A 12,882-nucleotide genomic window follows, 5' to 3' on the forward strand; every position below is an offset into this window, starting at 1 on the left:
CTCGCGGCCCGGGGCCCGCCGCCCCCCCCCCCCCCCGGCGGCGCGGGGGGGGGGGGGGGGGCCCCCCCCCCCCCCCGGCACTACCTGGCGGTCACAGCCGGTAGGCGATGGTCTTCATGACCTTGGAAGCCAGCGCCATCGCGCCCGGGATCGGGAACGGCAGGCGGCGTGCGCCGGCCTGCTCGGCGTGGTCCGCATGGCGGGCCTCGTCTTCTTTCATCACGGCGATGACCGCGCGGCTGCGCAGGTCGCCGGCCGGCAGGTCGACCAGGTGCTCGTCCAGATGGGCTTCCACCTGGCGCTCGGTCTCGACCACGAAGCCCAGGTTCCAGCCGTCGCCGCGCAGCCCGGCCAGGGTGCCGATGGTGTAGCTGCCGGCGTACCAGAGCGGGTTGAACAGGCTCGGACGGCTGTCCAGTTCGCCCAGGCGGGTGGCGCACCAGGCCAGGTGGTCGGTTTCTTCCTGGGCCGCTTCCAGCAGGTGTTCACGCGTGGCCGGGTCGCGGGCCACGGCCGCCTGGCCGAAGTAAAGGCCCTGTGCGCAGACCTCGCCGACGTGGTTGATCCGCATCAGGCCGGCCGCGTGGCGGCGTTCGGTGCTGTCCATGCCCGGCTCGTCGGTGTCTGCAGCCGGATAGGGGCGGGCCGCCGGCGGGTTGCCGAACACCGTGTCCAGGGCGCGCTGCGCCTCGGTCAGCAGGTGGTCCAGCGGGGTGATCTGGCGGAGCACGGTCATGGCGGTACACGGTGGGGCGGAAGACCCCGCGATTCTCGCCCGACCCCGTCCCCCTGCCAACCCGGTCAGGGGCCTGCTTGCAACGGGGGGCTGACCTGCGTACAATCCCGCCTCTTACGCTTCACCTTTTCACAACGCGTGGCAGAGTTCCGGCGAGCCTTTCGCCGCAATGAGCCCGACCTAACCTAGAGTTCTTCATGAGCACTTTCACTGCCAAGAACGAGACCGTCCAGCGCGACTGGTACCTCGTCGACGCCGAGGGCAAGACCCTGGGCCGTCTCGCCACCGAGCTGGCCCGCCGTCTGCGTGGCAAGCACAAGCCGGTCTACACCCCGCACGTTGATACCGGCGACTACCTGGTCGTCATCAATGCAGAAAAGATTGCCGTCACCGGCAAGAAGCTGCAGGACAAGATGTATCACCGTTTCACCGGTTACATCGGCAACCTGAAGACCGAATCCCTGGCACAGGCGCTGGAGCGCCACCCGGAGCGCGTGATCGAGATCGCCGTGAAGGGCATGCTGCCGAAGGGCCCGCTGGGTCGCCAGATGTACCGCAAGCTCAAGGTCTACGCTGGCACTGAGCATCCGCACGCCGCACAGCAGCCGCAGGTTCTGGATATCTAATCATGGCTATCACTCAAAACTACGGCACTGGCCGCCGCAAGTCCTCCACCGCTCGCGTGTTCCTGCGCAAGGGTTCGGGCAACATCACCGTCAATGGCCGTCCGCTGGACGAGTTCTTCGGTCGTGAGACCGCGCGCATGATCGTGCGCCAGCCGCTCGAGCTGACCAAGAACACCGAAAGCTTCGACATCCTGGTCACCGCCGCTGGCGGCGGCACCACCGGCCAGGCCGGTGCGATCCGTCTGGGCATCGCCCGTGCTCTGGTCGAGTACGACGAAACCCTGAAGTCCGAGCTGCGCAAGGCTGGCTTCATGACCCGTGACGCCCGTGAAGTCGAGCGTAAGAAGGTCGGTCTGCACAAGGCCCGCCGCGCCACCCAGTTCTCCAAGCGCTGATTTACCGCGCCTGGTTGGGCTCCTTCGGGGGCCCGCTGGTTGGACAAGCAAAAGCCCGGCTTCGGCCGGGCTTTTGTCGTTCTGGGGTCGTGGATTTCCTGGTTGCCGGCCAGCGGCCGGCACTACCCGGGGTTTCGCATCTCGGAAGGGGTGGGGGGGGGGGCGCCGTTTCCTGCGGGGCAGGGTCCGATCCCGCAGCGCCTCTCTGGAGAATAGCCCCCTTGTTGTTCAAGGGGGTGCGCCGACAGGCGCGGGGATAAGGTGGAATGCGCGACCAAATTAAAAGCAAAAGGCCAGATCTTTCGATCTGGCCTTTTGCTTTTAATTTGGCTGCCCCGGATGGATTCGAACCACCGAATGCCTGAGTCAGAGTCAGGTGCCTTACCGCTTGGCGACGGGGCAAAACGTGCAACTATTATCTCACTTTTCACGCTGAAAAACAACTTGATTTTCAGTGTGGTGGCTATGGGTGGACTCGAACCACCGACCCCAGCATTATGAGTGCTGTGCTCTAACCGGCTGAGCTACATAGCCTTGGTGAGCCCGCTATTCTGCGGATGTGTATCGCCCCTGTCAACACTTTTGTATCGTGCTTGTGGGCCGACAGGCGGCATGGGATAGTCCCGACCAGTAGATTTTTTAGGAGTCCGCATCGTGATCGATCCGGACGGCTATCGACCGAACGTCGGCATTGTGCTGATGCGGCAGGACGGCCAGGTGTTCTGGGCACGACGTGTGCGCCGGGACGGCTGGCAGTTCCCGCAGGGTGGCATGAATACCGACGAGACGCCTGTCGAGGCCATGTATCGTGAACTGCAGGAAGAGACCGGCCTGCTGCCTGAGCACGTGGAAGTACTCGGGGCAACGCCCGGCTGGCTGCGCTACAAGCTGCCGGCGCGGGCCATCCGTCGCAACGAGCGGCAGGTCTGCATCGGCCAGAAGCAGGTCTGGTTCCTGCTGCGCCTGACCGGCGACGAGTCCCACGTGAAGCTGGACCACACCGACTCACCCGAGTTTGACCACTGGCGCTGGGTGGACTTCTGGTACCCGGTGGAGCACGTGGTGATGTTCAAGCGTGGCGTCTATGCGCGCGCCTTGCGACATCTGGCGCCGTTGGCGCGCGGGGTGGCCGGGCAGGGCGTGACCGCCATGCCCAAGAGCGCTGCGGAGGCCTGGATGCCGGGCCATACCGCCGGGCATGACCGCCCACGCAAGCGCCCACGGACCCGCGGCTACTGGCCGAAGAAGGCCACCGGCGATGGTCCGGCCACGTGACCGGCTGAACCGTATCGAGAATGGTTCAGGTCTCTGATTGACAACCATTCTCGTTTCCATTGGAATAGCCAACAGGCCACTCTTGGCCTGTCAGCCCGGTTCACGCCTGTGTACGTCTGCATCTGCAACGGAGTCACCGACCACCAGATCCGCGAAGCCGCCAGCCATGGCGTCAGCACGGTGGCCGAACTGACCATGCGTACCGGTTGTGGTGCCACCTGCGGTTCCTGCCTGGACATGGCCGGCGATCTGCTGGCCAAGGCGCGTGCCACCCACGATCTGCCGCTGCCCGTCCTCGGTCTGGCACAGGTCGCCTGATCGTCTCTTTCGCGGCGCGTTGACGCCGCGCTTTCGCATCCTTCACGTGCGGCCGCACAGGCCAATGCGCACGATTCGCGTTCCTTCACGGCCGCGCGCAAGGCGTTAAAGTGCCTGCGTTTTCAGCGTGCAGGAGCACCCCCATGAAGGGCGACACCAAGGTCATCGAATTCCTCAACAAGGTCCTCTACAACGAGCTGACCGCGATCAACCAGTACTTCCTGCATGCCAAGATGCTGAAGAACTGGGGCATCAAGGAGCTGGCCGAACACGAGTACAAGGAATCGATCGACGAGATGAAGCATGCCGACATGCTTGCCGACCGCATCCTGTTCCTCGAAGGCCTGCCGAATTTCCAGGCGCTGGGCAAGCTGCGCATCGGCGAGAACCCGACCGAGATCCTGCAGTGCGACCTGTCGCTGGAGCGCGACGGCGTAGTGACCCTGCGCGAGGCCGTGGCCTACTCCGATTCGGTAGGCGACTACGTCAGCCGCCAGCTGTTCGTGAAGATCCTCGACTCGGAAGAAGAACACATCGACTGGCTGGAAACCCAGCTCGACCTGATCGAGCGTATCGGCGAGCCGAAGTACCTGCTCAGCAAGCTGGAAGAGTGACGTAGCGTCGAGCTTGCTCGACTGTGATCAGCATGGCGATGGTCGAGCAAGCTCGACGCTACCGATGCTGTGCCAGGTAGCCCGTCAGCGCCACGCGCGCCCGGGCGAATTCGGCAACCAGCAGCGCCACCGCCACTGCGGGGCGCTGCAGGCTGCCACTACGGGCTTCGTGCTCGATCCGCTGCGCGATTGCCGACAGCGACAACGCCCCCACGTTCGCACTCGATGATTTAAGGCTGTGGGCGATTGCCTGCAGTCGCGGCTCGTCGCTGCTCTGCGCGGCCTGCTGCAGCTGCTGCACCATCGCCGGCGCATCCTCCAGGAACACCGAGACGATCTGGAGGGCGGTATCGCCGATCACCGCGTGCAGTTCGTCCAGCACATCACGGTCCAGCACCGGCTGTGGCTTGGAGCCGACTCGGCTGTCGTCGTCTTGTAGAGCCGAGCCATGCTCGGCTGATGGAGCGCGACTGCTATTGGCCGTCAGCCGAGCATGGCTCGGCTCTACAGAAGGCCGTGCAGGTGATGCAGCTCTACCGCCCCCCCAGCGCTTCAACAGCGCATGCAAGGTGGCGCGCGCGATCGGCTTGGACAGGTAATCGTCCATGCCGGCCTGCAGGCAGCGTTCGCGGTCACCGGCCATGGCGTTGGCCGTCATCGCGATGATCGGCAACCGCGAGCGCCCGGTTTCCGTTTCTTCCGCACGCCAGTGGCGCGTGGCGGCGTAGCCGTCCAGCACCGGCATCTGGCAATCCATCAGCACCACGTCCACGCCGCCCTCGCGAAGGGCGGCCAGTGCCTGCTCGCCGTCGGCGGCGTTGCGCACCTCGCACTGGAACACGCGCAGCAGGTGCTCGGCCACCATCCGGTTGACCGTGTTGTCTTCCACCAGCAGCACGCGCAGGTGCAATGGCGGCAGCGTCGGTGCGGGCAAGCCGTCTTCGGCATTGGCCAGCAGGGCGGCAGGGCGGGCAGGCGCGGCAGGCGCCGCCAGCAGTGCATGCAGGGCTGCATCATCGAAATGCGGGAGCAGCTGGCGTTGGCGCGGGCGTTGTGCAGGCGTGTCTTCCTGCAGCCACAGTACCTGCAGTGCATCATCGTCGCCGCGCTCGGCCAGCGCCTGCTGCAGCGTGACCTCGCCGTTGCGGCGGGTGCGGGAATCGACAATCAGCCATGCCGGTGCTGGTTGTCCGGGCCGCGCGGGAGCGCGCAGGCGCTCGACCACGGCATCCAGCTGTGCCAGCACCTGCACCTGCAGCCCATGGTGGGCGGCGATGCGCTCGATGCGTGCCTGCAGCGTTGCATCGGCGCTGAACAACAGTAGCGCTGCGGGGGCGCGCGCCATCGCAGGCAGGTCGCCGGGTACTTTCAGCAGCGGGATCTCGAACCAGAACGTTGCGCCCTGGCCGGGCGTGGACTGCACGCCGATCTGCCCGTGCATCAGGTCGATGATGCGCTTGCAGATGGCCAGGCCCAGGCCGGTGCCACCGTAGATGCGCGTGGTCGAGGCATCGGCCTGGCTGAAGGACTGGAACAGGCGTGCCTGCAGTGCCTCATCGATGCCGATGCCGGTGTCGATGATCTCGAAGCGCAGCTGGTGCTGGGCCGCACCTTCGCCCAGGCGCTGCACGCGCAGCTGCACCTGGCCGCGGGCGGTGAACTTGATGGCGTTGGCCAGCAGGTTGCTCAGCACCTGGCGCAGGCGTACCGGGTCGCCGCGCACCGGCAGGCGCACCGATGGGTCAAGCTGCAGGGCCAGGGACAGGCCCTTGGCATCGGCGGCGCGCTGCATCAGCTGCACCACGCCATCGAGCAGTTCGCGCAGGTTGAAGCTGGTGATCTCCAGTTCCAGCGCCTGCGCTTCCAGCCGGGAGTAGTCGAGGATGTCGTCGACGATGCGCAGCAGCTGCTGTGAACTGGCCGAAGCGGTGGCCAGCATCTGCCGCTGGTCCTCACCCAGCGGCCCGCGCGCGATCAGCTCCAGCATCGGCAGGATGCCGTTGAGCGGCGTGCGGATCTCGTGGCTCATCGTGGCCAGGAACTCGCCCTTGGCCAGCACGGCCGCTTCGGCGGCCTGCTTGGCCTGCAGCAGCTGCTGTTCCAGCTGGCCCTGGCGTTCGGTGGTATGGCGCAGCTGGTCGCGCTCGCTGGCCAGCGCGCTGTGCTCGCGCTGCAGCTGGGCCAGTGCCCGGCTGCGCGCGCGCAGGCGCATGCCCAACAGCAGCAGTGCGACGGCCGCAGCAAGGGCAACCAGCAGCACGCCCCACAGCGGCACCTCAGAGCACCGCGTTGTGGAAGTCGAAGTTCAGGTCACTGCCGGCCGACTGCACCATGTTGCCCTGGATGTAATCGACGCCGCCGACCCACATCGCTGCCGCGGCCTGCGGGTCCTCGATCTGCTGGCCGATGATCTGCAGCCCGGCGGCATGCGCCTGTTCGATCGCCTTGCGCAGTTCCTCGCGCGTGGCCGGGTTGGAATGGCTGCTGGAGAAACGCGCGGCCATGCGCACGAACGACAGCGGCAGCTGGGTCAGCAGTGCATCGGCTTCGCCACTGGGTTCGAACTGGCTCAGGCAGAAGCGCACGCCGGCGCCGGCCATGCGCTGGCAGAACTGCTGCAGCGGCACGGTGTGGATCAGCGCGTCGGGCAGGCGCACGTCGATCACCAGCGCACTGCCGGGCAGGTCACGCTGCTGCAGTGATTCCAGCAGCCAGTCGCCAAAGGCATCGCGCTGCAGGGTGCGCAGCGACTGCGAAACGAACAGGTTCAGCGGTTGCGTTGCGTGCCTGTACAGGTCCAGCAGGCCCAGCGCATGGTCCATCACCTGCTGGTCGAGGTCGGCGATGCGGCCTGCCGCTTCGGCGGCGGGAATCACCTGGCCGGCCGCCAGCACCGTGCCGTCGGCCTGGCGCAGGCGCAGCAGCAGCTGGTACTGCGCGGTGTTGCCACCGGCGACGGCGACGATCGGCTGATAGGCCAGCTCCAGCTGGCCTTCCAGCAGTGCCAGGTGTTCCTGTTCGGTGACGGCCTGGCGATGCACGTGGCCCGCCACGCCGGCGCTGAGCAGGCGTGCCTGCAGGGTGGTGCGCTCGACCGCTTCCAGTGCAGCGTTGGCATCGTCGAAGCCCGGCGACAGCGGCGCGTAACCCACCACGCCGCGCAGATGCACCGATTCATCATCGCGGATCACGAAGGCGCGCGCCGAGAGCTGCTCACGCAGGGTCGCGGCGATGCTTTCCAGGCTGTCTTCATCGGTATTGCGGGCCAGCAGCAGGAAGCTGTTGTCGTTCAGGCGTGCCAGCAGGTGCGGATGGCCGGCCTCGGCCAGGCGCTGCCCGGCCTGCACCATCAGGCGCTCGAAGGCGGCGTAGCCATAGCGTTCGCGCAGGCCCAGCGCGCTGGCCACTTCAATGAAGAACACGCCGCCCCGGTCGCGATGGGTGAGGGTGGCGTTGAGTTGCTGCAGCACGTGGTGACGTGTCGGCAGGCCGGTTTCCGGATTGCTGGTGGCCGGTGCGCCGGTAGCACCAGGCAGGGTCGCTGCCTGCGCACGTGCGCGGCGGATGCGGTTGGCCACGGCGGCGATCAGGTGGCGGGGGCGGATCGGCTTGCTCAGGTAATCGTCGGCGCCGCTGTCGAGCACCTCGAACTGGCGTTCCGGGTCCGGATCGCCGCTCAGGAACACGATCGGCAGCAACTGCAGGCCAGGCTGCTGGCGGATCAGCGCGGTCAGGCGCATGCCGTCCAGGCCGGGCAGGTGCAGGTCCATCAGGATCAGGTCGGGCCGATGCTCCTTGATCGCCTGCAGCGCGCCGTCGGCATCGCTGTGCACGATCGCCTGCATGCCGGCACCATGCAGCACGCTCTGTGCGAACAGGGCCTGCGCGCGGTCGTCCTCGACGATCAGCACGCGGTAGGGCGAATCGGAGGGCGGCGGCGCCTGGTCGTTGTTGCCAGCCTCGGCCAGCACGGCCGGGCCGGGAAGCGGCGGCGGTGCGCTGCCGATCGATGCGGGTGCGTCGGAGGCGGCCAGCGGCGGAACCGCGGCCGGCGCTGCGGCGACCGCGCTCGCCGGTTCAGCGGTCCAGCGTTGCCAATGATCGGCCGGAGGGGTTTCAGCGCGTCCCGGGCGGGCGCCCGCGGGGGATTCGTTTGCGGCCATCGGTGCTCCTGGTGTTCGCGTCCATTATGCGACAAGCCCGGCGATCAACCGGTACCGGGCTGGCGTGGACTGTCGGGCGACGCACTGCGTGCCAGCCAGCGCACGCCCTTCCACAGGGCGCGCCAGACCAGCCACACCAGCAGCGCGCCGGCCAGGCTGCAGGCCAGCACCACGATCAGCGCGATCCACGGGTGTGCCAGGGCCAGGGCCAGGCCACCGACCACCACGGTGTCCTCGGCGGCGGAGGCCACCCAGTTGCTGGCAGGCTCGGGCGAGGTATTGAGCAGGGCGCGGGTGCCGGCCTTCAGGCCATGGCTGGCCAGCGCGACACCGGCACCGGCAGCAAGTGCGCCGGTGCCCAGCTGCCCATCCGGCGACAGCGTGGCTGCGGCAAGGAAGGCCCCTGCGGGTACGCGTGCCAGGGTCTGCACCAGATCCCACGCCGAGTCGACGCCGGGAATCTTGTCGGCGAAGAATTCGGTCACCGCCAGCGCTGCCGAGGTGCCCAGCACCCACCACGATTCCGTGGCCTGCAGGGCCGGCGGCAGGTCGACCCAGCCGAGCAGGCCGGCCAGGCCGACACCGAACACGGTGAGGTAGACGCGGATGCCGGCCAGCCAGGCCAGCAGGATGCCGATCACGAACAGGTGGGCTTCGGTCATGGCGATGCTCCGGCGACGGAACTGTGCAGGGGACCACACTATCGACGATGGCATGCCTGAACGCCACAGACGGTGGCTCGCCACTGCGCAGGAAACCCACCCGTCCTGTCATACACTAGCCCGTCGTTTGCCACAGGGGCCGTACCGGTGTCGCCCTCGCGATGCCCCGGAATCCACCCATGACCAACCGTCCTCCCATGCGCGTGCAGGTTCGCCTGCCCGGCGCGCCGCAACCGCCGGCCGACCGTCGCCGCCTGCTGGTGATCGGCGGCATCTGGCTGCTCAGCCTGGTGCTGGCCGTGCTGGGTGGCTGCTGGATGGCCACGCCGCGCGATGCACAGGGCCAGCGCCTGCAGGCCGCCGAGAAGCGCGCCGAGACGTTGCAGGCGCAGCTGACCGAACTGCGCCAGAAGCAGGCCACGCTGGAAGCCTCCGACCGCATCAGCCGCGCCGCCAACACCGAGGTGCAGTCCTCGCTGGCCGAACGCGATGAGGAAATCGCCGGCCTGCGTGCCGACGTTGCCTTCTATGAGCGCCTGGTGGGTTCGACCAGCCAGCGCAAGGGCCTGAACACCCATTCGATCGAGTTCAGCCCGGAAGCGGCCGGCACCTGGCAGTACACCGCCGTGCTGACACAGAACCTCAACCGCGGCGCCATCAGCCAGGGGCAGATGCGTTTCACCGTGGAAGGCGTCAAGAACGGCAAGCTGGCCACGATCAGCTGGGATGATCTGCACCAGCGCAGCAAGGTACCGGGACAGGATTACTCGTTCCGGTACTTCCAGCAGCTCACCGGCAGCGTGATGCTGCCGGCTGACTTCACCCCGCAACGCGTGCGGGTGACATTGGGGAGTGGTACGGGGGGTACCACCCAGGTATTCGACTGGAAACAGGCCGGTGCGCCGGCCGCCAAAGGGGAGTAGGCAGATGTTCGGAAGCAGCAAATCCAACCGTGAAGGCCAGCTGGTGGTGGATGCCCTGATCGGCAACCAGGTGGTGATCCGCGGTGATGTGGAATTCAGTGGTGGCCTGTATGTGGAAGGCCGCATCCACGGCAAGGTGATCGCCGCCGAAGGCGCCAGCGGCGCGACCCTGACGGTCGCCGAGCATGGCGTGATCGAAGGTGAGATCCGTGCCCAGGTGGTGGTCATCAGTGGACGCCTGGACGGCGACGTGCATGCCACCGAGAAGGTCGAACTGACCCCGAGCGCGCGGGTCAATGGCAACGTCCATTACCAGGTGGTGGAGATGAATGCGGGTGCCCAGCTGAACGGCCGCCTGATCCATGCCAGCGCCCCGATGGCGGCCCTGCCGGCCCCGGAAGGTGATGAGGCCAATGGCGGCAAGGGTGACACCGCCGCACGCCGCAAGCTGGCCGAGGCGATGGCTTGAAAGCCATCGTCGGCACCCCCATGCTGACACCATGAGCACGCTAGTCTCCCTGCCCGGCGCCACCCCGGTTGCCGCGCCCGATTACCAGTCGCTGGAGCGCCCGCTGAACTTCACCGAGTCGGCGGCCGCCAAGGTCAAATCCCTGATCCAGGAAGAGGGCAACCTCGACCTGGCCCTGCGCGTGTATATCGAAGGCGGTGGCTGTTCGGGCTTCCAGTACGGGTTCGAGTTCGACGAGAACCGTGCCGAGGATGACCTGGCGGTACAGACCAGCGGGGTCACCCTGCTGGTCGACCCGCTGAGCCTGCAGTACCTGATGGGCGCCGAGGTGGACTACACCGAGAGCCTGACCGGTGCCCAGTTCGTGATCCGCAACCCGAACGCCAAGACCACCTGCGGCTGCGGCAGCAGCTTCAGCATGTAAGAGGCCTGTGGCCGGAATGTGCCAACCAAGGTTGGCACCTCAGTAGATCCACGCCATGCGTGGATGCTGTGCCTGCACGCCCACACCGGCAGATTGCGCACAGCGCCGAACTTGCCACCTGCATCGATTGGCGGCACGCTTGCCGGATGCCCAATACTCCTTCGCCGCTTTCCGGTTTCGCCTTCGTTGGCGAACCGCTGGAGCGCGCCGATGCCCTGCGCGACGATGCCGATGCACTGGCGCGCCTGTGGCCGGGCGCGCGCATTCTCGTGCTCGATCAGGACGGCAGCGCCTTCACCGGCGATGACGACCAGCCGCTGGCGCTGACCGGCGCCGACATCGGCGGCGGCCCCGGTGCCGCGATCTTCCTTGGCCTGCGTGGCGAGCAGGCCTGGTTCTCGGTCGAAGCCGCCAACGTTACCGTCACGGCCCCGCGCCGCCTCGACCTGCGCCAGGCCGCACTGCTGTGGCCGATGGCCGATGCGACCGCCTTCAGTTATGCCCGCGGCATGTCCTACTGGCACTCGCGCACCCGCTTCTGCGGCGTGTGCGGCGGCGCCGTGGCGTTTGCCCGTGGTGGCTTCGTCGGCCGCTGCGGGCAGTGCGCCACCGAGCACTACCCGCGTGTCGACCCCGCCGTGATCGTCGCCGTGGAAAACCAGGGCCGGTTGCTGCTGGGCCGGCAGTCGAACTGGGCACCGCGGCGTTACTCGGTGCTGGCCGGCTTCGTCGAACCCGGCGAGACCTTCGAGCAGACCGTGGTGCGTGAAGTGCACGAGGAGAGCAAGGTACGGGTGACCGCCTGCCAGTACCTCGGTTCGCAGCCGTGGCCGTTCCCGGGCGCGCTGATGATCGGTTTCCGTGCACAGGCGCAGGATGACCTGCCGACCGTGGATGGCGAGCTGGAAGATGCGCGCTGGTTCAGTGCCGACGAGGTCGGCGCGGCACTGGCACGCGATGTGGAGGACGATGGCCAGGGCATCCGCCTGTCGCCGCCGATCTCGATTTCGCGCGGCCTGATCGAACACTGGTACCGGCAGCAGAAGGGCTGAGCGGGGCTGACGGTGGCGCCTGTATTGCCGCCACCTGAACACGGCCCGGGTTACAGTCCGGGTTCACCGCTGAGGGCGCCGCTGCGACAGGTAAGGTAGCGACGCCGAGCGTTCTGTTTCGTAGGGAGACCTGCCATGTTCACCACTCTGGCCGCCGTGCTCGTGGCACTGGCCCTGGGCCATGTTGCCCCGGCCGCTGCCGCCTCGCTGCGCCGTTTCGACGGCTTCCGGCGTTGGCTGGGCTGGCTGGACGCGCGCGGTGGCAAGGCCTGGCAGGGGCCGGCAGGCGTTGCCCTGGCACTGCTGCCGCCGCTGCTGCTGATGGCGCTGCTGGCGTGGTTGCTGCGTGGGGTGCTGTTCGGCCTGCCGTCGCTGCTGCTGGGCGTGGCGGTGCTGGCGTGGTGCTGGGGCCCGCGCGATCTGGACCGCGATATCGAAGCGATCATCGATGCCGATGACGCGGCGACGCGCCAGGCCGCGGTGCGCAACCTGCAGGCGGCCGGTGGCAGCCTGCGCGAGGACATTCCGTCACTGGTCGAGGCGACCGTACTCAACGCGCTGCGGCGCTGGTTCGCGGTGCTGTTCTGGTTCCTGCTGCTGGGCCCGGCCGGTGCGCTGGGTTACCGGCTGCTGGCGCTGATGGCGGAGAGCCCGATGCGTGCACGCGTGCCGGTGGAGCCGCTGGCGCTGGCGCAGCGCCTGCTGGGCTGGATCGAGTGGCCGGTGGCACAGCTGATGGCGTTTTCGATGGCGCTGGTGGGCAACTTCGATACGGCGTGGAAGGCCTGGCGCCAGGCCCATGGCGAACGCCTGGCGGGCGGCATCGGTTTCCTCGGCGCGGTGGCGCGGGCCAGCGTCAATGCCGAGCTGCGCGAGGATGCGCACGATTACACCGAGGCGGGGCTGTTGCCGGTGTGGCAGCGGTTGCCGGACCTGCGGGATGCGATGAGCCTGGTGTGGCGGATGCTGCTGCTGTGGCTGGCGATCCTCGCCCTGCTGGTGATTGCAGGCTGGGTGACGTAGTTGCTTTGCAGGGCTTGCAGCCCTGCACCTGCAGAAGCAACAGCAACAGCAACAGCAACAGCAACGGCAGGATTGCTGCGGGTTGGGGGGGGGGGGGGGGGGGGGGGGGGGGGGGGGGGGGGGGGGGGGGGGGGGGGGGGGGGGGGGGGGGGGGGGGGGCGCGCGGGGGGGGGCGCCCCCCCCCCCCCCCCCCCCCCACCCA

Annotated in this window: 14 protein-coding genes and 2 tRNA genes; 10 read left to right on the plus strand and 6 right to left on the minus strand. The window is 67.8% G+C overall.

Annotation, left to right across the window (positions count from 1 at the left end; all coding sequences use genetic code 11):
- Nucleotides 1-91 precede the first annotated feature (91 nt).
- On the minus strand, nt 92-736 hold the full coding sequence (coq7, locus tag V3B64_RS20545) for a 2-polyprenyl-3-methyl-6-methoxy-1,4-benzoquinone monooxygenase (protein WP_049401665.1): 645 nt from the start codon (nt 734-736) through the stop codon (nt 92-94).
- Between the two features lie 197 nt (nt 737-933).
- On the opposite strand from coq7, the gene rplM reads away from it, so the two are divergent.
- Both rplM and rpsI read left to right on the plus strand, forming a co-directional pair.
- Nucleotides 934-1,362: a 50S ribosomal protein L13 gene (gene rplM / locus V3B64_RS20550; RefSeq protein WP_005414692.1), complete on the plus strand. Its 429-nt coding sequence runs from the start codon at nt 934-936 to the stop codon at nt 1,360-1,362.
- A 2-nt stretch (nt 1,363-1,364) separates the two neighbouring features.
- Complete coding sequence (rpsI, locus tag V3B64_RS20555) at nt 1,365-1,757, plus strand: 30S ribosomal protein S9 (RefSeq protein ID WP_005411311.1); 393 nt, start codon at nt 1,365-1,367, stop codon at nt 1,755-1,757.
- A 327-nt stretch (nt 1,758-2,084) separates the two neighbouring features.
- On the opposite strand, the gene V3B64_RS20560 is transcribed toward rpsI, so the two are convergent.
- Both V3B64_RS20560 and V3B64_RS20565 read right to left on the minus strand, forming a co-directional pair.
- Nucleotides 2,085-2,159, minus strand: a tRNA-Gln gene (locus V3B64_RS20560).
- Between the two features lie 55 nt (nt 2,160-2,214).
- Nucleotides 2,215-2,291, minus strand: a tRNA-Met gene (locus V3B64_RS20565).
- 120 nt (nt 2,292-2,411) lie between these two features.
- Between V3B64_RS20565 and V3B64_RS20570 the strand changes: the two genes are divergently transcribed.
- The 3 genes from V3B64_RS20570 (at nt 2,412) to bfr (ending at nt 3,964) form a co-directional block, all read left to right on the plus strand.
- Entirely contained in the window at nt 2,412-3,032 is a 621-nt protein-coding gene (locus V3B64_RS20570) for an RNA pyrophosphohydrolase (RefSeq protein ID WP_032127170.1), read from the plus strand.
- A gap of 108 nt (nt 3,033-3,140) precedes the next feature.
- Nucleotides 3,141-3,350 carry a bacterioferritin-associated ferredoxin gene (locus V3B64_RS20575; RefSeq protein ID WP_005411309.1) on the plus strand — a complete coding sequence of 70 codons (210 nt, stop codon included), beginning with the start codon at nt 3,141-3,143 and terminating at the stop codon, nt 3,348-3,350.
- Nucleotides 3,351-3,493: 143 nt separating this feature from the next.
- Nucleotides 3,494-3,964 carry a bacterioferritin gene (gene bfr / locus V3B64_RS20580; RefSeq protein WP_005419804.1) on the plus strand — a complete coding sequence of 157 codons (471 nt, stop codon included), beginning with the start codon at nt 3,494-3,496 and terminating at the stop codon, nt 3,962-3,964.
- Between the two features lie 58 nt (nt 3,965-4,022).
- On the opposite strand, the gene V3B64_RS20585 is transcribed toward bfr, so the two are convergent.
- The 3 genes from V3B64_RS20585 to V3B64_RS20595 are packed head-to-tail and all read right to left on the minus strand — an operon-like array spanning nt 4,023 to nt 8,789.
- Nucleotides 4,023-6,239 (minus strand): ATP-binding protein, encoded by a 2,217-nt coding sequence (locus V3B64_RS20585; protein WP_329914853.1) that lies wholly within the window; start codon nt 6,237-6,239, stop codon nt 4,023-4,025.
- 1 nt (nt 6,240) lies between these two features.
- Entirely contained in the window at nt 6,241-8,127 is a 1,887-nt protein-coding gene (locus tag V3B64_RS20590; protein WP_329894289.1) for an EAL domain-containing protein, read from the minus strand.
- Between the two features lie 44 nt (nt 8,128-8,171).
- On the minus strand, nt 8,172-8,789 hold the full coding sequence (locus V3B64_RS20595) for a DUF4126 domain-containing protein (protein ID WP_049461254.1): 618 nt from the start codon (nt 8,787-8,789) through the stop codon (nt 8,172-8,174).
- Between the two features lie 179 nt (nt 8,790-8,968).
- On the opposite strand from V3B64_RS20595, the gene V3B64_RS20600 reads away from it, so the two are divergent.
- From V3B64_RS20600 to ampE, 5 genes are all read left to right on the plus strand, one after another.
- Nucleotides 8,969-9,712, plus strand: coding sequence for a DUF6776 family protein (locus V3B64_RS20600; RefSeq protein ID WP_019336613.1), 744 nt, complete (start codon nt 8,969-8,971; stop codon nt 9,710-9,712).
- A 4-nt stretch (nt 9,713-9,716) separates the two neighbouring features.
- Nucleotides 9,717-10,181, plus strand: a complete 465-nt coding sequence (locus V3B64_RS20605) for a polymer-forming cytoskeletal protein (RefSeq protein ID WP_006398829.1) — start codon at nt 9,717-9,719, stop codon at nt 10,179-10,181.
- Nucleotides 10,182-10,212: 31 nt separating this feature from the next.
- A complete protein-coding gene (erpA, locus tag V3B64_RS20610; RefSeq protein ID WP_012512304.1) occupies nt 10,213-10,605 on the plus strand; it encodes an iron-sulfur cluster insertion protein ErpA in 393 nt (130 codons plus the stop codon).
- Between the two features lie 146 nt (nt 10,606-10,751).
- Nucleotides 10,752-11,657 carry an NAD(+) diphosphatase gene (gene nudC / locus V3B64_RS20615; RefSeq protein ID WP_032127201.1) on the plus strand — a complete coding sequence of 302 codons (906 nt, stop codon included), beginning with the start codon at nt 10,752-10,754 and terminating at the stop codon, nt 11,655-11,657.
- A 135-nt stretch (nt 11,658-11,792) separates the two neighbouring features.
- Nucleotides 11,793-12,680, plus strand: a complete 888-nt coding sequence (ampE, locus tag V3B64_RS20620; RefSeq protein ID WP_065723581.1) for a regulatory signaling modulator protein AmpE — start codon at nt 11,793-11,795, stop codon at nt 12,678-12,680.
- The last annotated feature ends 202 nt before the right edge of the window (nt 12,681-12,882 follow it).

This window comes from Stenotrophomonas sp. SMYL86 (assembly GCF_036320025.1).
GTDB lineage: Bacteria > Pseudomonadota > Gammaproteobacteria > Xanthomonadales > Xanthomonadaceae > Stenotrophomonas > Stenotrophomonas maltophilia_A.